This window comes from Streptomyces sp. JH34 (genome assembly GCF_029428875.1).
GTDB lineage: Bacteria > Actinomycetota > Actinomycetes > Streptomycetales > Streptomycetaceae > Streptomyces.
The window spans coordinates 5,277,464-5,300,296 of the sequence record NZ_JAJSOO010000001.1 but is presented as its reverse complement, the minus strand read 5'-3'; the positions used below and the strand labels follow the sequence as shown (position 1 = coordinate 5,300,296).

At 73.4% G+C, this 22,833-nt stretch carries 17 protein-coding genes and 1 pseudogene; 9 read left to right on the top strand and 9 right to left on the bottom strand.

Going from position 1 to position 22,833, the window contains the following annotated elements:
- Positions 1-76: 76 nt before the first annotated feature.
- The gene (locus LWJ43_RS23740; protein ID WP_277334237.1) at positions 77-2,050 is read right to left on the bottom strand and encodes a helix-turn-helix domain-containing protein; all 1,974 of its coding nucleotides are present in this window, start codon (positions 2,048-2,050) and stop codon (positions 77-79) included.
- Positions 2,051-2,091: 41 nt separating this feature from the next.
- The gene (locus LWJ43_RS23735; RefSeq protein WP_277334236.1) at positions 2,092-2,868 is read right to left on the bottom strand and encodes a 3-hydroxybutyrate dehydrogenase; all 777 of its coding nucleotides are present in this window, start codon (positions 2,866-2,868) and stop codon (positions 2,092-2,094) included.
- Between the two features lie 251 nt (positions 2,869-3,119).
- Between LWJ43_RS23735 and LWJ43_RS23730 the strand changes: the two genes are divergently transcribed.
- Entirely contained in the window at positions 3,120-4,610 is a 1,491-nt protein-coding gene (locus tag LWJ43_RS23730; RefSeq protein WP_277334235.1) for an extracellular catalytic domain type 1 short-chain-length polyhydroxyalkanoate depolymerase, read from the top strand.
- Here the strand turns inward: LWJ43_RS23730 and LWJ43_RS23725 are convergent.
- The gene (locus LWJ43_RS23725) at positions 4,592-5,107 is read right to left on the bottom strand and encodes a hypothetical protein (RefSeq protein ID WP_277334234.1); all 516 of its coding nucleotides are present in this window, start codon (positions 5,105-5,107) and stop codon (positions 4,592-4,594) included. The two genes, LWJ43_RS23730 and LWJ43_RS23725, sit on opposite strands and share 19 nt — an antisense overlap.
- Before the next feature lie 273 nt (positions 5,108-5,380).
- Between LWJ43_RS23725 and LWJ43_RS23720 the strand changes: the two genes are divergently transcribed.
- The 5 genes and pseudogenes from LWJ43_RS23720 (at position 5,381) to LWJ43_RS23700 (ending at position 10,969) form a co-directional block, all read left to right on the top strand.
- A complete protein-coding gene (locus LWJ43_RS23720; RefSeq protein WP_277334233.1) occupies positions 5,381-6,640 on the top strand; it encodes a prenyltransferase/squalene oxidase repeat-containing protein in 1,260 nt (419 codons plus the stop codon).
- The gene (locus LWJ43_RS23715; protein WP_277334232.1) at positions 6,637-7,314 is read left to right on the top strand and encodes an SCO2322 family protein; all 678 of its coding nucleotides are present in this window, start codon (positions 6,637-6,639) and stop codon (positions 7,312-7,314) included. Before LWJ43_RS23720 ends, LWJ43_RS23715 begins: the two co-directional genes overlap by 4 nt.
- A pseudogene (locus LWJ43_RS23710) lies at positions 7,311-8,442 on the top strand (energy-coupling factor transporter transmembrane protein EcfT). Before LWJ43_RS23715 ends, LWJ43_RS23710 begins: the two are co-directional and overlap by 4 nt.
- Positions 8,439-10,154: an ABC transporter ATP-binding protein gene (locus LWJ43_RS23705; protein ID WP_277334231.1), complete on the top strand. Its 1,716-nt coding sequence runs from the start codon at positions 8,439-8,441 to the stop codon at positions 10,152-10,154. The pseudogene LWJ43_RS23710 and the gene LWJ43_RS23705 overlap by 4 nt, the downstream one beginning before the upstream one ends.
- Positions 10,151-10,969: an ECF transporter S component gene (locus tag LWJ43_RS23700; protein ID WP_277334230.1), complete on the top strand. Its 819-nt coding sequence runs from the start codon at positions 10,151-10,153 to the stop codon at positions 10,967-10,969. The genes LWJ43_RS23705 and LWJ43_RS23700 overlap by 4 nt, the downstream gene beginning before the upstream one ends.
- A gap of 1 nt (position 10,970) precedes the next feature.
- Here LWJ43_RS23700 and LWJ43_RS23695 read toward each other — a convergent pair whose 3' ends face one another.
- The 3 genes from LWJ43_RS23695 to aroQ all read right to left on the bottom strand — a co-directional run bounded on the left by LWJ43_RS23695 (position 10,971) and on the right by aroQ (position 14,213).
- A complete protein-coding gene (locus LWJ43_RS23695; protein WP_277334229.1) occupies positions 10,971-12,782 on the bottom strand; it encodes a bifunctional sugar phosphate isomerase/epimerase/4-hydroxyphenylpyruvate dioxygenase family protein in 1,812 nt (603 codons plus the stop codon).
- Between the two features lie 100 nt (positions 12,783-12,882).
- Positions 12,883-13,746, bottom strand: a complete 864-nt coding sequence (locus LWJ43_RS23690) for a shikimate dehydrogenase (RefSeq protein ID WP_277334228.1) — start codon at positions 13,744-13,746, stop codon at positions 12,883-12,885.
- Positions 13,743-14,213 carry a type II 3-dehydroquinate dehydratase gene (gene aroQ / locus LWJ43_RS23685; protein WP_277334227.1) on the bottom strand — a complete coding sequence of 157 codons (471 nt, stop codon included), beginning with the start codon at positions 14,211-14,213 and terminating at the stop codon, positions 13,743-13,745. The genes LWJ43_RS23690 and aroQ overlap by 4 nt, the downstream gene beginning before the upstream one ends.
- Positions 14,214-14,388: 175 nt before the next feature.
- Here aroQ and LWJ43_RS23680 point away from each other — a divergent pair, with 175 nt between their 5' ends.
- Both LWJ43_RS23680 and LWJ43_RS23675 read left to right on the top strand, forming a co-directional pair.
- Complete coding sequence (locus LWJ43_RS23680; protein ID WP_277334226.1) at positions 14,389-15,051, top strand: TetR/AcrR family transcriptional regulator; 663 nt, start codon at positions 14,389-14,391, stop codon at positions 15,049-15,051.
- A gap of 201 nt (positions 15,052-15,252) precedes the next feature.
- Complete coding sequence (locus tag LWJ43_RS23675) at positions 15,253-16,617, top strand: MFS transporter (protein ID WP_277334225.1); 1,365 nt, start codon at positions 15,253-15,255, stop codon at positions 16,615-16,617.
- A 146-nt stretch (positions 16,618-16,763) separates the two neighbouring features.
- Here LWJ43_RS23675 and LWJ43_RS23670 read toward each other — a convergent pair whose 3' ends face one another.
- Positions 16,764-18,815 carry a bifunctional glycosyltransferase 87/phosphatase PAP2 family protein gene (locus tag LWJ43_RS23670; protein WP_277335970.1) on the bottom strand — a complete coding sequence of 684 codons (2,052 nt, stop codon included), beginning with the start codon at positions 18,813-18,815 and terminating at the stop codon, positions 16,764-16,766.
- Positions 18,816-19,059: 244 nt separating this feature from the next.
- Positions 19,060-20,163: a serpin family protein gene (locus LWJ43_RS23665; protein WP_277334224.1), complete on the bottom strand. Its 1,104-nt coding sequence runs from the start codon at positions 20,161-20,163 to the stop codon at positions 19,060-19,062.
- A 58-nt stretch (positions 20,164-20,221) separates the two neighbouring features.
- On the opposite strand from LWJ43_RS23665, the gene LWJ43_RS23660 reads away from it, so the two are divergent.
- Positions 20,222-20,698 (top strand): GNAT family N-acetyltransferase, encoded by a 477-nt coding sequence (locus LWJ43_RS23660; RefSeq protein WP_277334223.1) that lies wholly within the window; start codon positions 20,222-20,224, stop codon positions 20,696-20,698.
- A gap of 15 nt (positions 20,699-20,713) precedes the next feature.
- On the opposite strand, the gene LWJ43_RS23655 is transcribed toward LWJ43_RS23660, so the two are convergent.
- On the bottom strand, positions 20,714-22,759 hold the full coding sequence (locus tag LWJ43_RS23655; protein WP_277334222.1) for an MDR family MFS transporter: 2,046 nt from the start codon (positions 22,757-22,759) through the stop codon (positions 20,714-20,716).
- Positions 22,760-22,833 lie beyond the last annotated feature (74 nt).

The following is a 22,833-nucleotide window of genomic DNA, read 5'->3' as shown; positions in this document are numbered from 1 at the left end:
GCCCGTGCGCGGTGGTCGCCGGCGCCCTGCTGCGGGCGGCGGCCGTCGAGCGGTGAGGCCTGCGGGCGGCCGGGGCTCAGCCCCGGCCGCCCGACAGCAGGTGCAGCCGCAGGGCGAGTTGGAGCTCCAGGGCGCGGTCGGGCTCGTTCCAGTCGCGGCCCAGCAGCACCTGGATCCGGTCGAGGCGCTGGACGACGGTGTTCACGTGGACGTGCAGCTCGTCCTTTGCCCGGATCAGGCTGCCGCCCGCGCCGAAGTACGCCCGCAGCGTGCGTACGAGCTGGGTGCCGCGCCGCTCGTCGTAGCGCAGCAGCGGTCCCAGCACCGCGGTGACGAAGCCGTCCACGTCCTTCGCGTTGCCCAGGACGACGCCCAGGAAGCCGAGTTCGTCGACGCAGGCCCCTTCTCCCTCACGGCCCAGCACCCGCATGGCGCGCAGGCAGCGCGCGGCCTCCGCGTAGGAGGCGGCGAGTTCACGGGCGCCGCGGGCGGGCCCCGTACCGGCGACGGTGACGGAGGCCTGGACCAGGTGGCCGAGCTGGACGGCCGCCGCACGCGCGGCGTCACCCGGGGGCGTGCCGCCGCCGTCGCAGTCGATCAGCAGCACGACGGTGCCGGCGTGTTCGGCGCTCACCCCGTGGATGTCCCCGCCGAACAGGTAGCGCATCGCGGCGCCTCCGAGCTTCTCCCTGGCCGCCGCCTCCGCCACCAGCAGGACGTGGGGCCGGTCCAGGTCGATGCCCAGCCTCCGGCCCCGCTCGGCAAGGCCCGCGGGATCGCGCTCCGGGTCACCGAGCAGATCGCTGATCAGCTCGCCCCGTATCCGGTTCTCGGTCTCGGCGACCGTGCGGCGCAGCAGCAGGAGCAGGCCCGTCACGACGGCGGCTCGCTCGAAGAGCCGCCGGTCGGAGTCGTCGAGCCGGTCCGGCCGGTGCAGCACCAGGCCGGCGAGGAGTTCCTGGCCGGCGAGCACCGCGCAGATCCACCGGCCGTCGCGGTGCACGGCGCGTGCCCCGTGGCGGGACTCCTCGGCGGTGGCGGCGAGCCAGCCGGCGTCCATGCTGTCGGCGGCGAACCCCGTGCCGTCGGGCCGTACGGCCGCCAGCAGGCGGCCACCGGGGTCGTGGACGGTGAGGGGGCTGTCCAGGAGCCCGGCGACGGACAGCGCGACGTCCTTCACGTCGCCGCCGCGAAGGACCAGGTCGGTGAGCCGGTCGTGGGCCTCCTCGGCGCGCCGCATGGCGGCCGAGTGCGCGCGTACGGCGGCGTTGGCCTCGGCCAGTTCCGCGTTCGCGCCGGCGAGTTCCGCGAGGGCGGTGCGGGTGTCGTCCAGGGCCCGGGCCGTGTCGATCGCGATCGCGGCGTGCGCGGCGAGCGAGCAGAGCAGGGCCACCTCGTCGGGGCTGAAGACCCGTGCGGCGCGGTCGGCCGCGAAGAGGACCCCGATGACCTTGCCCGTACCGCCCCGGCTGGAGCCGAGCAGCAGGGGGACGCCGAGGATCGCCACCAGCCCTTCGTCCAGCACACCGGCGTTGATGTTGCGGGTGTGACGGAAGCGTTCGTCGGTGCGGTAGTCGGGGGTGGCGTAGGGGCTGGCGGTCTGGGCGACCAGTCCGCCGAGCCCTTCGCCCAGTTCGAGCCGGAGCCGCTGGAAGAGGACGGACACGGAGCCGTCGGTCACCCGCATGTAGGTGTCCCCGGCCTCCTCGTCGGGGAGCGTGAGGTAGGCGGTGTCGGTGCCGAGCAGCATCCGGGCGCGCCGCACGATCGCCTTGAGCACGTCGTCCAGGTCCCGGGAGGCCGCCAGGTCGCCCGCCGTGTCGAAGAGCGCCGTGAGCTGGAGTTCCCTGCGCCGGTGCTGGCGCAGGGCGCCCCGGATCCGCAGTGCGGTGGCGGCCGCCCGCTCCACCTCGGCCAGTTCGGCCGCGGGCACGCCCGCGGCCCTGGCCCGCGAGGTGACGGCGCCCAGGGCCTCGGCGGGGGCGTCGTCGGCCAGCAGGTCGAGGAGGCCGGCCAGGAGGGGCGCGGCGGAGGGGGACGGTTCAGACATGGGCGGTCATCGTTCTTCCGGCTCGCATGGGTGGCGGGTGGTCAGTGGGCGGTCCAGCCGCCGTCCATCGTGAGGGAGCTCCCGGTGACGTGCGCCGTGCCCGGTCCGCACAGCCACAGGACGGCGTCGGCCACGTCACCGGGCTCGATCAGCGACTTGAGGGCGCTGCGCTCCAGCAGCACCCGGCTCACCACCTCCTGTTCGGAGATGCCGTGGCTGCGGGCCTGGTCGGCGATCTGGTCCTCGACCAGGGGCGTGCGGACGTAGCCGGGGCTGACGCAGTTGCTCGTCACGCCGTGCGGCGCCGCTTCGAGTGCGACCACCTTGCTGAGCCCCTCCAGTGCGTGCTTGGCCGAGACGTAGGCCGACTTGTAGGGACTCGCGCGCAGCCCGTGCACGGACGAGATGTTGACGACGCGGCCCCAGCCGCGTTCGTACATGCCGGGGAGCGTGCGGCGCAAGATGCGGAACGGGGCTTCCACCATGACGCGGTGGATCAGGACGAAGCGGTCCGGCGGGAACTCGTGCACGGGGGCCACGTGCTGCAGCCCCGCGTTGTTGACCACGATGTCCACGTCGTCGGGCAGCCCGTCCACCGCCTCGGCCACGGAGAGGTCGGCCACCCAGGCCGTCCCGCCGAGACGTGCCGCCAGGCTCTTCGCGGCGTCGGCCGCCTTGTCCACCACGTGCACGTGGGCTCCCGCGGCGGCGAGTGCCTGCGCGCAGGCCAGTCCGATGCCGCTCGCGGCGCCGGTGACCAGGGCGGTGCGTCCCGCGAGGGTGCGGGGGTCGTGCTCGGGGGTCCGGGAAGTCTGCATGGGCGTCACCGTAAGGACGTCGTCGCCCTCATCACACGGGGTCGGTGCACACACCCTGGACCGCCCGCATGGTGGCGGCGTACATGGTGCGGGGCGGCCGGCGCGGAGCGCGGCGGGCGGCCCCCGGCACGCGCAAGAGGAGCGCCCCACACAGCGGTGGGCACCGGATGGCCCCCTGCCACATGGGCGGGCCCGCCACCGGCTCGTAGGTTCCGGCAGCAGTCCCGCACGTCCGACGAGGAGGCCCCACCGTGCGCCCACCGCTCCCGCGACGCCTGCTCCGCCGCGTCGCCTCCGTCTCCGTCTGTGGCCTGCTCGCCGTGCTCGGCGCGCATCCGGCACCCGCCGCCGCCTCCCCCACGGCCGCGGCGGCCGCCGGACTCCAGCAGGTCACCGGCTTCGGCTCGAACCCGGGCAGTCTCCAGATGTTCGCGTACACCCCCGACGACGTGCCGGCGGGCGCGCCCCTGGTGGTCGCCCTGCACGGCTGCACGCAGTCGGCCGAGGCGTACCACACCAACTCGGGCTGGGCGAAGTACGCCGACCTCTGGGGCTTCGACGTCGTGTTCCCGCAGACCACGTCGGCGAACAACGCCCTCTCGTGCTTCGGGTGGTTCGACGCGGCGGAGAGCACGCGCGGCACGGGCGAGGCGGCGTCCGTCGTGCAGATGGTCGAGTACGCGAAGCAGACGTACGGCTCCGACGGCCGCCGGGTCTTCGTCACCGGGCTGTCGGCGGGCGGCGGGATGACCGCCGATCTGCTGGCCGCCTACCCGGACGTCTTCGCGGGCGGGTCCGTGGCCTCCGGCCTGCCCGCGCAGTGCGCCACCAGCCAGGCCGCCGCCTCCGGCTGCCAGACCGGCCCGCCGAAGCTCTCGCCCGCCCAGTGGGGCGACAAGGTCCGCGCTTCCCACCCGGGCTGGACCGGGCCCTGGCCCCGGGTGGCGATCTGGCAGGGCACGTCCGACCACACGGTTCACCCGGCCAACGCCACGGCGCTGCGCGACCAGTGGACCGACGTCTGGGGCATCGGCCAGACCCCGTCGCGCACCGAGGGCCTGCCCGGCGCCACCACCCTGAGCGTCTACGACGACGCGTCCGGGCAGCCCGCCGTGGAGACGTTCTCGGTGTCCGGGATGGGACACGGTCTGCCGGTGGATCCCGGGTCGGGGTCGGAGCAGTGCGGATCGACGGCAGCGTACTTCCTGGACACCATCTGCTCGGCGTACCACACGGGCGTGTTCTGGGGGCTCGACAGGACGTCACCGGGCGGTGGGACCGGGCTGCCGGCCCCGGCCGGTCTGAAGGTCACCGGGGTCACGGACAGCAGCGCCTCACTCGCGTGGGACGCGGTCGGGGGCGCGGCCTCCTACGCCGTGCACCGCGACGGCGCGAAGGTGGCCACGACCACGTCGACGTCCTTCACGGACACCGGCCTGACCGCCGGCACCACCTACCGCTGGTCGGTGACCGCCACCGATCCGTCGGGAGCCGCCGGGGCGGGATCGTCCGCCGTGACCGCGACCACCTCGGGCGGCACGACCCCGGCCGCGTGCTTCACGGCGTCGAACTACGCGCACGTGACGGCGGGCAGGGCGCACACGACGGGGGGCCATGCCTACGCGAACGGTTCGGACCAGGACATGGGGCTGTACAACGTGTTCGTCACCCACACCCTCCGGGAGTCCCCGGCGGGCCACTTCGTGATCGCCGACTCCGGCTGTCAGACCGGGTCCTCGTAGTCGCCCCTGATCTCCCCGGGGAGCCGGCAGCTGTCCTCGACCGCCGTGAGGGACACCGTCGCCCCCGCGCTCTCCTCGGCGCGGTACCGGGCGTACAGCTTCCAGCCACGCTTGGCGAGGGTGCGGTAGGTGACGTCCCCCTCGGCGTGGCTGGAGACGATCTCCCAGTCGTGCTGCCGCAGCCGAGTCACGGTCGCCTCGAACGCGCCGGCTGAGTCCGCCGCCGGCGCGTAGCCCTTCCAGGGCGCGACGCAGGTCCGCCAGTCACCGTCCGGCAGGCCGGTCGCGGACGTGTCCCCGGGCGGGAGGCCCCCCGCCCGGGCGAAGCCCGCTATCTCGTCGGCGACGAGACCCGTGGTGAACGGCAGGGTCGGTTCCGGGGAGGGGGTGGCCGGGGCACTCGCGCTCTCCCCGACGAGCCCGCAGCCCGCCGTCATCGTCATGAGTCCGGCCGCCCCGACGGCGACCACCGTCGTGCCTCTTCTGGTTGCGCGCACTGGATGCTTCCCGCCCCGGTCGTTCCTCCCCACGGGCACGCGCCCGTGTGACCCCCGCCGGAGTCTCGCACGGGCTCTGACCTGCTGGGAAGGCCCTTCGCGGACCGGGTACGACTGTCCGCCCGGAGGGGGTCGGGGGTGCCCCGGTAGAGTGGCTGGTCTCATCATGCCCGTACAGGGGGAAGCCGGTGCGAATCCGGCGCCGACCCGATCCCTACGCGCTCGGCCCAGCTCGAGCAGGGGAAAACCCCATTCGAGAGGCCCGGCCCGACCATGTCCGTACGCCGCCGCGCGGCAGCGCTCGCGATCACCGCCGTGCTCTGTGGAGCGGCCGCCCCGGCGGCGCTCGCCGCGCCGAGCCCGTCCCCGTCCTCCTCCGCACCGGACCTCCCGGAAGGGCTGTACGGCACGAAGGACCCGACGTACGACGGGGTGTGGCGCCAGTCGCTGGCCTTCCTCGCCCAGAAGGTCGAGCTGGTCACGCCCGCCACGAAGTCGGTGGACTGGCTCGTCGGCCAGCAGTGCGACAGCGGGGCCTTCGCGTCGTACCGCGACGCCTCCCGGCCCTGCGACGCGAAGACCGTCGCGGACACCAACGCGACGGCGGCGGCGGTCCAGGCCGTGGTCGAGCTCGGTGTGCACCGCGAGGTCGTGGACAACGGGGTCGCCTGGCTGAAGTCCGTACAGAACGACGACGGCGGCTGGGGCTACAACCCGGGCGGCCCGAGCGACGCCAACTCCACCGCCGTCGTCAACGGCGCCCTGGCCCGGGCGGGCGTACCGCTCGCCGACATCACCAAGGCGGGCGGGAAGACCCCGTACACGGCGCTGCAGACCTTCGCGCTGCCCTGTGGTGGCGAGGACGGCGGGGCGTTCGCCTACCAGCCGGACAAGAAGGGCGAGCTGACCGCGAACGCGGACGCCACGGCGGCCGCGGTGCTCGGCTCGATGGGCAAGGGCATGGCCGCGGGGAACTACAACGCGGTGAAGGCCCCCGTCTGCACGAAGGGCACCGGCCTCACCCCCGAGCAGTCCGCGCAGAACGGCGCCTCCTACCTGGCGAAGGCTCTGGCCGGGAAGGGGTACCTGGACCTGCCGCCCATGCCGGGCGCCGAGGAGTCCGCGCCGCAGGCGGACTTCGGCAACACGGCGGACGCCGTCGTGGCTCTGGCGGCGTCCGGTCACAAGGACAAGGCGGCCGACGCGGTCGCGTATCTCCAGAAGCACGCCCAGGGCTGGGCGAAGGACGGCGGCCCCGCCGCCACCGCCCAGCTCGTCCTCGCCGCCCACGCGACCGGAACCGACGCCCGTGACTTCGGGGGCGTCGACCTCGTCGCGCAGCTCAACGCCACGGGCCCGGCGCCCGCCGCCACGGCCGTCCCCTCGCCGACCGCGACGACGCCCTCCAAGCCGGCGGACACGAGCAGCGACGACGAGGGGCTCGGCCTCTGGTGGATCATCGGCATCGGTCTGGCCTTCGGCGCGGGCATCGGCTTCCTCCTCAGCGGCCGCCGCAAGAACCAGCAGCTGTGAGGCGCCCGCTGGGAAAGGCGGCGCTGCTTCTCCTCGTCGCCACCCTGCTGACCGTGGTGGGCGCGGGGAACGCGCAGGCGGCCGGCTACCGCTACTGGTCGTTCTGGGAGAGCGACGGCGGGAAGAGCTGGACGTACGCCACGCAGGGGCCGTCCTCCGTCCTGCCGGACGACGGCGCGGTGCAGGGATTCCGCTTCTCGGTGAGCGAGGACTCCCAGGACTCGGCCCAGCCGCGCCGCGCGCCCGACTTCGGGGCCGTCTGCGCGGGCACCCCGGCGAAGGACGGCTCCAAGCGGATCGCGCTGGTCATCGACCCGGGCACGGCGGCGGACGCGCCGGACGGCGAGAAGCCGCCGGCTCCGCGCACCGCCTGCGCCCGCGTCGCACCTGACGCGAGCACGGGCGAGGCCCTCGCCTCCGTCGCGAAGCCGCTGCGCTACGACAGCGCCGCGATGCTCTGTGCAATCTCGGGCTATCCGCGCTCGGGCTGCGGCGAGCAGGTCGGCGGGCAGCCGGAGTCCGCGGGGGCGGACGACACGGCCACCGCACCGGCCGCGGACGGCGCGGAAAGCGCGTCCGACGACAGCGGTCCGTCGGTGGGTGTGCTCACCGGCGTCGGAGCGGTGCTCGTCCTGGGTGTCGCCGCTGTGCTGCAGGCCCGCCGCCGCCGATGACCCGCTCCACCGGCCCTGCCCTGCGCGCGCCCGCGGCGACCCGTGCCGACGCGCTTCCGGCCGGGGCCTGGTGGCTGTGGGCCCTCGGGCTGGCGACCGCGGCCTCCCGGACCACCAACCCGCTGCTGCTCGGGCTGCTGGTGGGGGTGGCCGGCTACGTGGTGGCGGCGCGCCGCACGGACGCGCCGTGGGCCCGTTCGTACGGCGCGTTCATCAAGCTCGGGCTGTTCGTCGTCGCGGCGCGCCTGGTGTTCTCCGTCTTCCTCGGCTCGCCCGTCCCGGGCACGCACGCCCTGTTCACGGTGCCCGAGGTGCCGTTGCCCGACTGGGCGCGGGGGGGTCAGGATCGGCGGCCGGGTCACCGCGGAACAGGTGGTCTTCGCGCTGTACGAGGGCGCGAAGCTGGCCACCCTGCTGATCTGTATCGGTGCGGCGAACTCGCTGGCCAATCCGGCCCGGCTGCTGAAGTCCCTGCCCGGCGCCCTGTACGAGGTGGGGGTCGCCGTCGTCGTCGCGATGACGTTCGCGCCGAACATGGTCGCCGACGTGGCCCGGCTGCGGACGGCCCGCCGGCTGCGCGGCCGCCCGACCGGCGGGGTCAGGGCGGTGCTCCAGATCGGGTTGCCGGTGCTGGAGGGCGCGCTGGAGCGCTCGGTGGCCGTGGCGGCGTCGATGGACGCGCGGGGGTACGGGCGCACCGCCCAGGTCCCGCCCGCCGTCCGGCGCACCACGCACGTGCTGACGCTCGGCGGGCTGCTCGGCGTGTGCGCGGGGACGTACGGACTGCTGGCCGCGCAGGGCGCGGTGCACGGGCTGCCGTTGCTGCTGGCCGGGCTGGTCGCGGCGGGGGCCGGACTCAGACTGGGCGGCCGTCGCTCGGTCCGCACCCGGTACCGCCCGGACCGCTGGGGCGTACGCGCCTGGCTCGTCGCGGGCTCGGGCGGGGCCGTCGCGGCGGCGATGGTGTGGGCGGGCGCCGCCGACCCGGAGGCCCTGCGCCCCGGCGTCCTGCCGCTCACCCCTCCGGTACTGCCGCTGTGGCCCGCCGCCGCCGTACTGATCGGTCTGCTGCCCGCCGCGGTGGCACCGCTTCCCCCCTCTTCCTCGGACTCCAAGGAGCACGCATGATCCGGTTCGAGCAGGTCTCGGTGCGGTACGAGGGCGCCGGGCGGCCCACCCTGTCCGGGGTGGACCTCACGATCCCCGAGGGCGAACTGGTGCTGGCCGTCGGCCCGTCCGGTGTCGGCAAGTCGACTCTGCTGGGTGCGGTGTCCGGTCTGGTGCCGCACTTCACCGGCGGGGTGCTCACCGGCCGGGTCACCGTCGACGGGCGCGACACCCGCACCCACAAGCCCCGTGAACTCGCCGATCTGGTGGGCACGGTGGGCCAGGACCCGCTCGCCCACTTCGTGACGGACACCGTCGAGGACGAGTTGGCGTACGGCATGGAGTCGCTGGGCCTCGCCCCTGACGTGATGCGCCGCAGGGTCGAGGAGACGCTGGATCTGCTGGGGCTCGCCGAGCTGCGCGACCGGCCGATCGCCACGCTCTCCGGGGGCCAGCGGCAGCGGGTCGCGATCGGCTCGGTCCTCACCCCGCACCCCAGGGTCCTGGTCCTGGACGAGCCGACCTCCGCCCTCGACCCGGCGGCGGCGGAGGACGTGCTGGCGGTGCTCCAGCGGCTGGTGCACGACCTGGGCACGACGGTGCTGATGGCCGAGCACCGGCTGGAGCGCGTCGTGCAGTACGCGGACCAGGTCCTCCTGCTTCCCGCCCCCGGTGCAGTGCCGGTGCTGGGGGCACCCGCGGACGTCATGGCGCTGTCGCCCGTCCGGCCGCCGGTGGTGGCCCTGGGCCGGCTGGTGGGCTGGGATCCGCTGCCCCTGTCGGTGCGTGACGCCCGGCGCCGCGCGGTGGACCTGCGGGAGCGGCTGGCCGACGTGGAGCCGCCGGAGCGTGAGATACCGGCGCACGCCGCCCCCGCCCCGCTGCCCGAACCGGCCGCGCCCCGCCCCGGCCTCCTCGGCCGGCTGCTCGGCCGCCGTCCGGCCCCGGCACCCGGACCTGCTCCGCTCTCCGGCGTCGTCACCCGGGTCGAGGGGCTCGGGGTGCGGCACGGGCGGGTCCAGGCACTGCGCGGGGTGACGCTGTCCGTCGTGCCGGGCGAGACCGTGGCCCTGATGGGCCGCAACGGCGCGGGCAAGTCGACCCTGCTCTCGACGCTGGTCGGGACGACCCCGCCGACCACGGGCTCCGTCGTCGTCGGCGGTCTCCAGCCGTCCGGCACCCCGCCGCGCGACATGGTGCGCCGGGTCGGACTCGTGCCGCAGGAACCGCGCGATCTGCTGTACGCGGACACCGTCGCGGCCGAGTGCGCGGCCGCGGACTCCGACGCGGGCGCGCCCGAGGGCAGTTGCCGCGCCCTCGTCTCCGAACTGCTGCCCGGGGTGCCGGACGACGTGCACCCGCGTGATCTCTCGGAGGGTCAGCGGCTCGCGCTCGCCCTGGCCCTGGTGCTCACCGCGCGTCCCCCTCTCCTCCTCCTCGACGAGCCGACGCGCGGCCTGGACTACGCGGCGAAGGCGCGGCTCGTCGGCGTACTGCGGCGGCTGGCCGCCGGGGGCCACGCCATCGTCCTGGCCACCCATGACGTGGAGCTGGCGGCGGAGCTGGCGGACCGGGTGGTGATCCTGGCCGACGGTGAGGTCGTCGCCGACGGTCCGACCCGGCAGGTCGTGGTGTCCTCGCCCGCCTTCGCCCCGCAGACCGCGAAGATCCTGGCGCCGCGGCAGTGGCTGACGGTGTCCCAGGTGCGCACCGCCCTGGAGGGTCTCGCGTGACGGCGCGGTCCGCCCGCCCGGTACGGCTCGGCCGGCACGCCGTCGCCGCGCTGGTCCTGGTCAGCGCGGTCGGACTGGTCGGTTTCGGCTGGCCGCTGCTGGCGGGCGCGGGCTCCGGCCTCGCGCACGCCGAGGACGCTCCGTGGCTGTTCGCCGTCCTGCTGGTGCTGCTCGTCGGCGTCGTCCTCGCGACGATCGCGGACTCCGGCCTGGACGCGAAGGCCGTGGCGATGCTGGGGGTCCTCGCCGCGGTCGGCGCGGCGCTGCGTCCGCTGGGCGCGGGGACGGCGGGCCTGGAGCCCATGTTCTTCCTGATGGTGCTGAGCGGCCGGGTGCTGGGGCCCGGCTTCGGATTCGTGCTCGGTTCGGTCACGATGTTCGCCTCGGCACTGCTGACGGGCGGGGTCGGGCCGTGGATGCCGTTCCAGATGCTGTCGATGGGCTGGTTCACGATGGGCGCGGGCCTGCTGCCCGGCCCCGACCGGCTGCGCGGCCGGGGCGAGCTGCTGATGCTCGCGGGCTACGGCTTCGTCGCGGCGTTCGCCTACGGCACGGTGATGAATCTGTACGGCTGGACGATCGTCCCCGGGCTCGGTTCCGGTATCTCCTTCGTCGCGGGCGACCCGCTGCACGAGAACCTGGTCCGCTTCCTCGCGTACTGCACCGCCACCTCGCTCGGCTGGGACCTGGGCCGCGCCGCCCTCACCGTGGTCCTGACCCTGACCGTCGGCCCCACGCTGCTGCGGGCCCTGCGCCGCGCGACCCGGCGTGCCGCGTTCGACGCCCGAGCCGAGTTCGAGGTCCGCGCGGACTGACTCACTCGGCCTGTGCGTGCTGCGCGGCGAGCCTGACGGGGGCGTTCCGGGCGCCGTAGCCGTCGTATCCGCCGACGCGCTCGACGAGTTCGAAGAAGACGCGACCGGTCGTCACGGTGTAGCAGTGCCGGAACTCCCCCTTCCCGTCACGGTCGTGGAGGATGCCGAGTTCGCGGTAGGTCTCCAGCTCACCGGGGGCGAACTCGTAGCGCGCGGCCAGGTCGTCGTAGTAGTTGGCGGGGACCGGCAGCATCCGCGCGCCGGCCGCGAGGGCGCGGCGGACCGTGGTGACGAGGTCGTCGGTGACCAGGGCCACGTGCTGGGGGCGCCCTCCCCGGGCCGGGTCCTCGCTGGGGGACGCCCCCACGCCGAGGGCGATGCGGACGGTGCCGTCGTCGTTGCTCACGGCGCGGCTGCGGAGCAGCCCGTACGGGTCGGCGAGGTCGACGCTCGCGTGGGGACGGAGGCCGAGCACACCGCGGTGGAAGAGGGTCGCCTCGTCGAAGTGGTGCCAGGGCTGGGTCAGCGCGACGTGGTCGACGCGGGTGATCCCGATGGGGGCGGGGGTGTGCGGGGCGGGCACGAAGTCGCCGGTCCAGCCGGGGCCACCGGTGCCTCCGTCGCCGCCGGGGGCCCCGGTGACGCAGAAGAAGAACTCGGTGCCGTCGGGGGCGGCCACCGCGTCCAGCGGGGCGTCGCCGGGGGCGCGGCGCCGGGGCAGGACGGGGGCGAGCAGCGACTCGGCGCGCGCGGAGGCCCCGGCGGGGTCGGGGCTCTCCAGGCCGACCGCGGTGAGGGCGGGGTCGGCCCGGTGGCTGCCGGTGTCGGTGTTGAGCAGGATGCGGGCCTCGCCCTGTTCCCAGAGGTCCACGGGCTTTCCGGAGTGCCTGGCCGTACGGGAGAAGCCCAGCGCGGTCAGCAGCGGGGCGACGCGCGCCGTGTCGGCCGTGGCGATCTCGACGAAGGCGAATCCGGTGGGGACGACCGGTGCCGGGGGCGCGGTCAGTCCCGCCGACTCCTGGAGCAGTGTCAGCGAGCGCCGGGCGTCGATCGCGGTGCGGCCGGCGTCCGACTGGCGGAAGACGTCGTTGAACACCTCGAGGGAGAGGGGCCCGTCGTATCCGGCGCGGACGGCGGCCCGCACCAGTCCGGCGACGTCGAGGTCGCCCTGCCCGGGGAAGCAGCGGTGGTGGCGGCTCCACTGCAGCACGTCCAGCGCCATCTGCGGGGCGTCGGCCAGCTGCAGGAAGAAGATCTTGTCGCCGGGGATGTCCTCGACGCCCGTGACGTCGGATCCCCTGGCCAGGATGTGGAAGCTGTCCAGGCAGACCCCGAGGGCGGGGTGGTCCGCGGCCTCGACGATGCGCCAGGCGTGCTCGTAGGTGCTGACGTGGCGGCCCCACGCCAGCGCCTCGTAGGCGACCCGGATCCCGGACTCCGCCGCGAGGCCGGCCAGCCGGCGCAGCTGCCCGGCGGCGAGGGCGTCGTCGTCGACGGCGTCCGGCGACACGCTGGAGCAGACCAGGACGGTGTCGGCGCCGAGCCGCCGCATCAGCCGGAACTTGTGCTCGGCGCGCCGCAGGTTGAGGGCGAACTCGTCGGCGGGGACGGCCTCGATGTCACGCATGGGCTGGAAGAGGTCGATGGTGAGTCCGAGATCGGCCGCCCGTTCCCTGATCTCCTCGGGGCGCAGCGGGCATCCGGTCAGGTCGTTCTCGAAGATCTCGACACCGTCGAAGCCCGCTCGCGCCGCGGCGGTGAGTTTCTCGGTGAGCGTTCCGCTGAGCGAGACGGTGGCGATGGACGTTCGCATGTCGGCCCTCCTGCGGGCATCGGAGCGGGGATCGGGTGCGGGGCTTCGGTACGGGCTCGGGCTCGGGCTCGGAAGCACGGTGCGGGGCTGCGTGCGGGGCTCAGTGCGCCGACGTGAGATCGGCGATGTCGGCGAGCATGCGGGCGGTGTCGGGTTCACGGCCGGTGAAGAGCCGGAAGGAGTCCGCGGCTTGGTAGGCGGCCATGCCTCCACCGTCGAGGGTGGGGCAGCCGAGGGCACGGGCGGTGCGCACGAGCGCGGTCTCCAAGGGCCGGTAGACGACCTCGGCGACCCACAGCCCGGGGTGCAGCAGCTCCGCGGGGATCGGGAGCCCGGGGTGCGCGGCCATGCCGATGGGGGTGGCGTTGACCAGGCCGTCGGCGTCCGCCGTCGCCGCCGCGATGTCCAGGAGGTCCGCGGCCGTGGCACGACCGGGGCCGAAGTGGTGGTTCAGTGAGGCCGCGAGGGCGCCCGCCCGGTCGGGCAGGGCGTCCAGCACGGTGAGGCGCCCGGCACCGAGTGCGAGGAGGGCGTGGGCGACGGCGGCTCCGGCACCGCCCGCTCCCAGCTGCACCACGCGTTCCAGCGGCGCTTCGGGCAGACCGCGTGCGAAGGAGGCGGCGAATCCGGTCGCGTCGGTGTTGTGGCCGATCGCGAGATCCCCCTCGAAGACCACGGTGTTGACCGCGCCGAGCGCCTCGGCCTGCGGCGAGAGCGCGTCGAGGTGGGTGAGGACCTGCTGCTTGCAGGGATGGGTGACGTTGAGGCCGTCGTACCCCATGTCGCGTGCGCGGCGGACGAGTTCGCCCGCCCTCCCGGGCGGGACACCGAGCGTGCCGATGTCGATGAGGCGGTAGAGGTAGCGCAACCCCTGACGGTCCGCCTCGCGTTCGTGGAGGGCGGGGCTGAGCGAGGGGCCGATATCGGAGCCGATGAGGCCGACGAGATACGAGTCCGGGCTCACCGGTTCGCCTCCAGGAGCTGGGCGAGGTGGGTGAGCGCCAGGGCGTAGCCGTGGGTCCCCGCCCCGCAGATGACGGCGTCGGCGACGGCCGAGACGTGGCTGTGGTGGCGGAAGGGCTCCCGCCGGTGGATGTTCGAGAGGTGGACCTCGACGACGGGCAGTTCGACGGCGGCGAGCGCGTCCCGCACGGCGACCGAGGTGTGGCTGTACGCGGCGGGGTTGATCACGATGCCCCGGTGCGCGGTGCGGGCCTCGTGGATCGCGTCGACGAGCACGCCCTCGTGGTTGCTCTGCCGGCAGTCGGCACGCAGCCCGTGGGCCGTCGCGGTGCTCCGGCAGAGCTCGTCGACATCGGCCAGGGTGTCCTCGCCGTACACCTCGGGCTCGCGCAGGCCGAGCAGGCCGAGGTTGGGGCCGTTCAGCACGAGGACGGGGACGCCCGCGAGCGGGACCGGGGGGTTCGGCATCGTTCACTTCCCGTTGCAGCATCGGCCTGCCGGGCTCACCGGACAGCTAATGTACGGACTGGTTAGTTAGTCATATCGAAAAACGTCCGCCCGGGGAAGCCCTCGGGCGGAATCCGGCGCCCGGGGGCCCGGCTCTAGAATCGCGAGCACGCACCGCCTGCCGCGAAGGATCCGGATGACCAGCACCGAAGGACCCGCCCAGCCCTCCGTGCGGACCCGCGACGCGGCGCGCACCAGGGACGAGATCCTGACCGCGGCGACGCGGGAGTTCGCCCGCCTCGGATACGCGGGTGCCCGGGTCGACGAGATCGCCGCCAGCACGCGCACCACGAAGCGGATGATCTATTACTACTTCGGCGGCAAGGAACAGCTGTTCACCGCGGTACTGGAGCGGGCGTACACCAGGATCCGCGAGGCCGAACAGCTGCTGGACGTCGAGCACCTCGATCCCGTGGCGGCGGTCCGCCGGCTGGCCGAGGTGACCTTCGACCACCACGAGGAGCATCCGGACTTCATCCGCCTGGTCAGCATCGAGAACATCCACGAGGCCGAACACATCGCCGCTTCAGCCGAGTTGAGCCGCATAGGCTCACCGGCGATCGAGGTCCTGCGGCGCATCCTCGACACGGGGCGGGCGTCGGGTCTCTTCACGGCCGACGTGGACGCCGTGGACCTGCACGCGATGATCAGCTCGTTCTGCTTCTTCCGGATCGCCAACCGGCACACCTTCGGCGCGCTCTTCGGCCGCGACCTGGTGGAACCCGGCCTGCGCGAGCACTACCGGACCATGCTGGGCGACATGATCATCGCTTACCTCACGGCCGACCGGGCGGCGTAGGGCGAGCACCGGCAGGACTCCCCGGGCGGGACCCCGGGGAGTGCGGGCCCTGCGGCCCCGGGTCCGATCCTGCGTGAACTCTTGACAGGGACGTCAACTGCTCGCAACATCCCTAGCCATCCGCAACTAACTAACTGGTGCGTTAATTAGCCGGGTCGCTCGCCCCTCCCCCGCACGGATCGTCCCCCGAAGGAGCCCGACGTGACCGCTCACGACCCTGCCTCCGGTCCCCCGCCCCCGCCGCAGGCCCAGCCCCGCAAGGCCGCACTCGCCGCCTGGATCGGCAGTGCGCTCGAGTACTACGACTTCTTCATCTACGGCAGCGCGGCCGCGCTGATCTTCCCCGAGGTCTTCTTCGACAAGTCGGACCCGGCGAACGCCACCCTGCTGTCGCTTGCCACCTTCGGTGTCGCCTACGCGGCCCGTCCGGTCGGCGCGCTCTTCCTGGGCCATGTCGGGGACCGTCTCGGCCGCAAGAAGATCATGGTCTTCACGCTGATGCTGATGGGTCTGTCCACCTTCCTCATCGGCTGTCTGCCCACCAGGGACCAGATCGGCGGGGCCGCCCCCGTCCTGCTCGTCGTCCTGCGGATCCTGCAGGGCATCTCGGCGGCAGGTGAACAGGCGAGCGCCAACTCGATGAGCCTGGAACACGCGCCCGCGCACCGGCGCGGCTACTTCACCAGCTTCACCATCAACGGCACCCAGGCGGGTCAGTTGATCGCGACCCTGGCCTTCATCCCCGTCGCCGCCCTCCCGGAGGAGCAACTGCTCGCGTGGGGATGGCGGATCCCGTTCTGGCTGAGCGTCGCGGTCGCGGTCACCGGGTACGTCATCCGCCGCACCCTGGAGGAGACCCCGGTCTTCACCGAGCAGGCCGCGACCGAGGGCGTGGCGAAGATGCCCCTGGCCGTGCTGCTGCGCGACCACTGGGCCGACGTCCTGCGGGTCGTGGCGGCCGCTGTGATCGCCACGGTCAGCACGATCTTCACCGTCTGGGCGCTGTCGTACGCCACGAGCGACGCGGTCGGCCTGGACCGCACCGGCATGCTCTGGGTGGGTGCGCTGGCCAACGTGGTCGCCCTGTTCACCATCCCGTTGTGGGCCCGGCTGTCCGACCGGATCGGGCGACGGCCGGTCTTCCTCGTCGGGGCCGCCGGCAGCGCGGTGGTGATGCCGCTGTACCTGTGGGCGATCTCGACCGGCAGCTACCCGCTGGTGCTCGTCACGGGCATCCTCGTCTTCGGCGTCGTCTACAGCGCGGCCAACGGCATCTGGCCCTCCTTCTACGCCGAGATGTTCCCCACCCGGGTCAGGCTCTCGGGCATGGCGATCGGCACCCAGACCGGATTCGCCATCGCCGGATTCGCCGTTGCCTTCGCCTCGCAGATCGCCGGCCCGGACGGCGACAACTGGGGCGGCGTCGCCCTCTTCGCCGCCGCGCTCTGTGTGCCGCCGGTCGTCGCGGCGCTCTCCGCACGCGAGACCGCCCACGTGCCCACGGAACAGCTCGGGGAGCGGGGCGGCGACGCGACCGCGGGGGCCGGGGTGTCGGTCAGGGCCTGATCCGCGTCGCGGCGCCGGAATCCGTCACTGAGCCGTTCGAGTGGCGGAATCCTCGTCGCGGGCGGACCCTCGGGGTACGCGGCGATCCATGCCGAAGGGGTGCGGGACGGCTCGGGAGGGCCGCCCCGCACCCCTTCGGCCCGTTCCTACGCCTTGCTGCTCGCGGGTTCGGCCGTCACGACCGGCTCCACGGGCGCGTCCCCGGCCCCGGGGTCCGGGTGCCCGTCCGCGCCGCCGCCGGTGCGCGGGCCGGCGCCCGTGCCGGTCAGGAGCCTGCGCGGTCCCGCCAGGACGTATGTCAGCCCGAAGCCCGCGCACACCACCGCGCCGCCGCCGACCGCGTCCAGCACCCAGTGGTTGCCCGTGGCGACGATGGCGGAGACCGTGAACAACGGGTGCAGCAGCCCCAGGACCTTCATCCAGAGCTTCGGCGCGAGCAGCAGGATCACGAGACCGCACCACAGCGACCAGCCGAAGTGCAGGGACGGCATCGCCGCGTACTGGTTCGTCACCGCGGTGAGCGCCCCGAAGTCGGGGCTGTCGAGGTCCTGCACACCGTGGACGGTGTCGATGAAGCCGAGTCCCGGCATGAGCCGCGGGGGCGCCAGCGGGTAGAGCCAGAAGCCGAACAGGGCGAGGACGGTGGCGAAACCGATGGTGCTGCGGGCCCAGCGGTAGTCGGAGGGCCGGCGCACGTACAGCACGCCGAGGATCGCGAGCGGCACGATGAAGTGGAACGTCGAGTAGTAGTAGTCGAAGAAGTCCCGCAGCCAGGGTATGCCGACGACGGTGTGGTTCGCCCAGTGCTCGATGTCGATGTGCAGCCACTGCTCGGCGGAGTGGATCTGCCGGCCGTGCTCCTCGGCGGCGGAGCGGCCGGCGGTCGCCGCCAGCCTGACCTTGGCGTACGCGGAGTACACGACCCGGATGAGCAGGAGTTCCAGCAGCAGGTTGGGGCGGCTGAGCACCCGGCGCCAGAACGGCACCAGCGGCACCCACGCGAACCGCGCCGGGACCGGCTTCGCGTAGTCCGTGGGGACCGGCCGCTGCCAGTGGGGCGAGGTACGGGACAGGAAGGGCACCGCGCAGGCCGCGCCGAGCGCGGCGACGAGCAGCACGTTGTCGCGCACGGGGACGATGACGCCGACGTTCGGCAGCAGCATCTTTCCCGGCAGCGTCAGCACGAGCACCACGACCGCCGGCCAGACCAGCCGGTCCGAGGCCCGGGTGCCGACGCGTCCGACGACGGCGAGCAGCACCCAGAGCAGCTGGTGCTGCCAGGCGGTGGGCGACACGGCGACGGCGACGCAGCCCGTGACGGCGACGGCCAGGAGCAGCTGCCCGTCCCGGGCGTAGCGGGCCGCGCGGCGCAGCCCGAGGATGACGACGGCGGCGGCGAGGACCAGGAACAAGGCGATCTCGAGCGGCCCCTGGAGCCCGAGGCGCAACAGCGCGCCGTGCAGGGACTGGTTGGCCAGGCCGTCCGGGCGTTCACCGAGGCCCGCACCCGCGAGGTGGTGCACCCAGTACGCCCAGGAGTCGTGCGGCATCATCGCCCAGGCCAGCGCCGTGCAGACGGCGAACGTGGCACCGCCGCTCACGGCCGCGCGGCGCCTTCCGGTGAGCCAGAACAGGGCGGCGAAGAGCAGGACGGCGGGCTGGAGAGCGGCGGCGACACCGGTCAGCACACCGGGAAGGCGCTCGCCGCGTACCGCGAAGCAGGCGAGCAGTACCAGCAGGACGGGCAGGATGCTGGTCTGGCCCAGGTGCAGGGTGTTGCGGACGGGCAGCGACACCATCAGCAGGGTGATCGCGACGGGCGCTGCGAGGAACGCGGTGCGCCTGCTCACGGGTGCGGGAAGGGCGCGCACGGCGACGAAGCCGAGCAGGACGACGAGCAGCAGGGAGCCGAAGGTCCATACGACGCCGAGAGTTTGTTCGGCCGATACGGTCAGCGGTTTCAGCACCAGTCCGGCGAACGGTGTGCCGGTGAAGCGGCCCGGGTCGTAGAGGGATCCCGCGAGGTGCAGGACCCCGGTCGCGCCGGTCCAGGTCTCCAGGTCGGTGAGGCGTTCACCGGGCGGGCGGCGCAGCACCACCGCCACCTGCCGTACCGCCAGGACACCCACGAGCAGCCAGAGGACGGCCCTGGCCGCCGCGGCCCTCGCCCCCGGATCCGCTGCCGCGTCCCCCCGCACACTGCGCTCCACATCTGTCACGCTGCGCCGACCCTCCCGTTTTCAAGCACTGCCCCCTCGGCCCGGGTATGTGCGGATGAAGCTTCGCACTGCCCCATGAGGTAGACACAATCAACTCCCTCTTCGCCTGACTGTCACCACCGATTCGCGGAAACAATGCCCGGATACGGCCGGCGGTCCAGCGGACGCGCCCGTCGAGGGCCCGCGGACGGCCCGCGCATCCGTCCGCCCGCGTCCGCCCGGGTCAGCTCTCCGCGTCCTCGAAGGAGGGGATGTCCGCCTGCCAGCCCGCGAAGAGGGGGACGTCCGACGAGCCGTCCAGGACGACGACGCCGAACGGCCGGTCGAAGGCGATGTGCCGCACCACCCGGGGCGACACCGCGACGGCCCGGAGCGCCACGACCGTGACCGCCGCGGCCTCCACACCCTTCTCCGCGATCTTCACGACCGCCTCCTGGACCACCTCGGAGATGTGGAGACGCCGAGGTGAGAGGCCGGAGAAGTCGGCCGCGCCGGCGTCGGTCGCGAGCCGCACGCCGAGCGCCGGCAACTGGTCGGTGACGGGAATTCTTGTCCGCAGGGTGAATCGGGGCAGCGCGACGGTCACCACGCCGGCATTCCGAGGGGCGTGCGTCCGCGCGGCGGCCCACGCCTTCGGCAGGACGTCGGCCGCCCCTTCGCCCGGCTCACCGAGGACGAACCTGACCCGTAGCGGTGGGGCGCCGTCCGGCTCGGCCCGGCAGCGCAGTTCGACGACGTGGGCGCCCGCCACCGTCCACACGTCGGCGAGCGGGACCGACGCGTGCATCGTGGCGACCTGCCGGCTCGTGCCCGCCGCGTCGGTGAAGGCCGCGTCCCGGGTGCGGCCCATGTCGAACGGCTTCTCCCAGAGCGCCTTGAGGGCCAGTACGCCGACCAGGACGAGCGCCATTTCGCCGTCGATGTCCAGCGGCAGCCTCTCGATCAGGCCGCCGGTCCGCTCACGGACCCATGCGTCGGCCTCCGCGGCGTCCACCGGACCGAAGGCGACGTCGGGCAGCGACCGTTCGTACTCCGGGTGGAGCGGCACACCGTTCCACACCCGGGTCGCCACGTTCAGCGCCTCGGTGCGCCCCCAGTCCCGTGCCGTCTCCGTCACCACGGCGGCCGCTTCCTGCCCGGCCACGCCGAGCAGTGCGCGCAGTTCTCCGGCCGTCTGCGCGCGGGCGCCCGCGGCGACGGCCGTGAGGGCCAGCCACAGTCCGGCGGGCGAGCACACGAAGCTGCCACCGCCGGTCGGGGCCAGCTCACGTATCCACTGTTCCCCGAGCCGCTGGACCACTGTCTCCGGGCCGGTCTCCCACATCATCGCTTCCCCCTGCACCTAATGGTTCGTCGTCCCGTCCCGTCCCGGACAGAATGAACCAATGACGTGGACCGTGACCTCCGAACCCTTCGGCAGCCCCGAGGCGACCGCGCTGCGACGGGACTACTACGACGAGGTGGCGAGCCGGTACTGGGGCCGCCCGGCGACCACCGCGGAGATCGACGACGGGCTGAGGGACGACGGGGCCGACCGACTCGCCCCGCCCACCGGTGAGTTCCTGGTGGGGTGGTACGACGGCAAGCCGGCGAGCTGCGCGGGCCTGCTGCTGGTCGACGCGGTGACCGCGGAGCTGACCCGGGTGTTCGTCCGGCCAGCCTTCCGCTCGACGGGCGGTGGCGGCCTGCTGCTCGCGGGCGTCGAGAGCGCGGCACGGGCCTGCGGAGTACGGTCGGTCCGGCTCGACACCCGTGACGACCTGGTGGAGGCACGCGGGCTGTACGCGAAGCACGGGTACCGGGAGGTCCCGGCGTTCAACCAGGGCCCGTACGCGGAGCACTGGTTCGCCAAGCAGCTGTGAACCACTCCGGGCGGGTCAGCCGACCGAGTGGTCACGGCGGGGCTCGGGCATGTGGGGCCGCTCCCTGCTCGACCCGCTCACCTCGGCCGACAGCTCCGTCACCAGGCGGATCAGGTCGGTGGGCCGGTCCGGCCCCCACCAGTCGCCCAGCAGCTCGGCCAGCGAGTCCTCACGGGCCCGGGACAGCCGGACCACGGCCTCGGCGCCCTGTTCGGTGAGCACCAGTTGCATTCCCTCGCGCCGGGCGTAACCGAGCCCTTCCACCTGGCGGGCGGCCGAGGTGATCACCCTGAGGGGCACGGGGGCGACCTCGGCCAGCCGGCCGGGTTCGACGGTGCCGTGCCGCTTGATGCGGAGCAGCAGCCAGCTGGAGGCGGGCTGGAGGTCGTACCCGGCCTTCTCGGTGATCTTCTCGTAGATCTCCCGGCGTCCCTCACGGGTGGCGAGCACCGACAGGGCACGGGCGCATTCGTCGTACGAGGAGCGCTGGACCGGGTTCGAGGCGAGGGTCTCGGTGGAGTCGGGCGCCGTGACCGATCCGCGCAGGGGTTCCTCCTTGAGGAACCAGGCGAGGACGAACGCGACGAGGACGACGGGCGCCGCGTAGAGGAAGACATCGGTGATCGACGTCGAGTAGGCGCTGAGCACGGAGGGCCGCAGGTCCGCGGGGAGCCGGCCGATGGCGCGGGGGTCGGCGGCCAGCGCACCGGCGTCGGCACCGGACGGAAGAGGGCGGCCGCTGAGCGCTTCCTCGAGTTTGCCCGTCAGCCGGTTGGTGAAGACGGTGCCGAACACGGCCACGCCGAACGAGGCTCCGATGGACCGGAAGAAGGTCGCCCCGGAGGTGGCGACGCCGAGGTCCTCGTAGCCGACGGAGTTCTGCACGATCAGCACGAGCACCTGCATCACGAGGCCGAGCCCGGCGCCGAAGACGAAGAAGCAGAGGCTCATCGTCCAGGTGGAGCTGGTCTCGCTGAGGGTGTGGAGCAGCAGCAGGCCGATCGTGGTGAGGGCCGTTCCGGCGATCGGGAAGACCTTCCAGCGGCCGGTCCGGCTCACGATCTGGCCGGAGCCCGTCGAGGTGAGCAGCAGCCCGAGGACCATCGGCAGCATGTGCACACCGGACAGGGTCGGGCTGATGCCGTGCACGACCTGGAGGAAGGTCGGCAGGTAGGTCATGGCGCCGAACATCGCGAAGCCGATGACGAAGCTGATGACGGCGACGAGGCTGAAGGTCCTCCTGTGGAAGAGCCGCAGCGGGAGCACCGGTTCGGCCGCCCGTCGCTCGGCCGCGACGAACGCCACGAGGAGTACCACGGCGAGGACCGCGAGGGCGATGATCTGCGGGGACCCCCAGGCCCAGGTGGTGCCGCCGAGCGAGGCGACGAGGACCAGGCAGGTGGCGACGGAGGCGATGAGGAAGGTGCCCAGGTAGTCGATGCGGTGCTTGGTGCGGCGGACGGGGATGTGCAGGGCCGCGGCGATGACGAGCAGCGCGACGACTCCGACGGGCAGGTTGATGTAGAAGACCCAGCGCCAGCTGAGGTGCTCGGTGAAGAAGCCGCCCAGGAGCGGCCCCAGCACGCTGGTCATGCCGAACACCGCACCGAAGAGGCCCTGGTACTTGCCCCGTTCGCGCGGGGTGACGATGTCGCCGACGATCGCCATCGACAGCACCATCAGTCCACCGCCGCCGAGGCCCTGGAGGGCGCGGTAGCCGATCAGCTGGGGCATGTTCTGGGCCATGCCGCAGAGCGCGGAGCCGACGAGGAAGATGACGATGGCCGTCTGGAAGAGCTTCTTGCGCCCGTACTGGTCGCCGAGCTTGCCCCAGAGCGGAGTGGCCGCGGTCGCCGCCAGCAGGTAGGCGGTCACCACCCACGAGAGATGGTCCAGGCCGCCCAGTTCGCTGACGATCGTGGGCAGGGCGGTGGACACGATGGTCTGGTCGAGTGCGGCGAGCAGCATGCCGAGGAGCAGTGCGCCGATGGAGACCAGGATGTTCCGCCGGGACCGCCCGCCGTCTGCCGCAAGGGGTGGCGGGCTCAGCTGCTGGGCCATGGGCATCTCCTCGGTTCCGCTTGACCCCCATCCTGGCCGCTCTGTGTCGTTATGGCCTGCCGAGCAGTGCTACG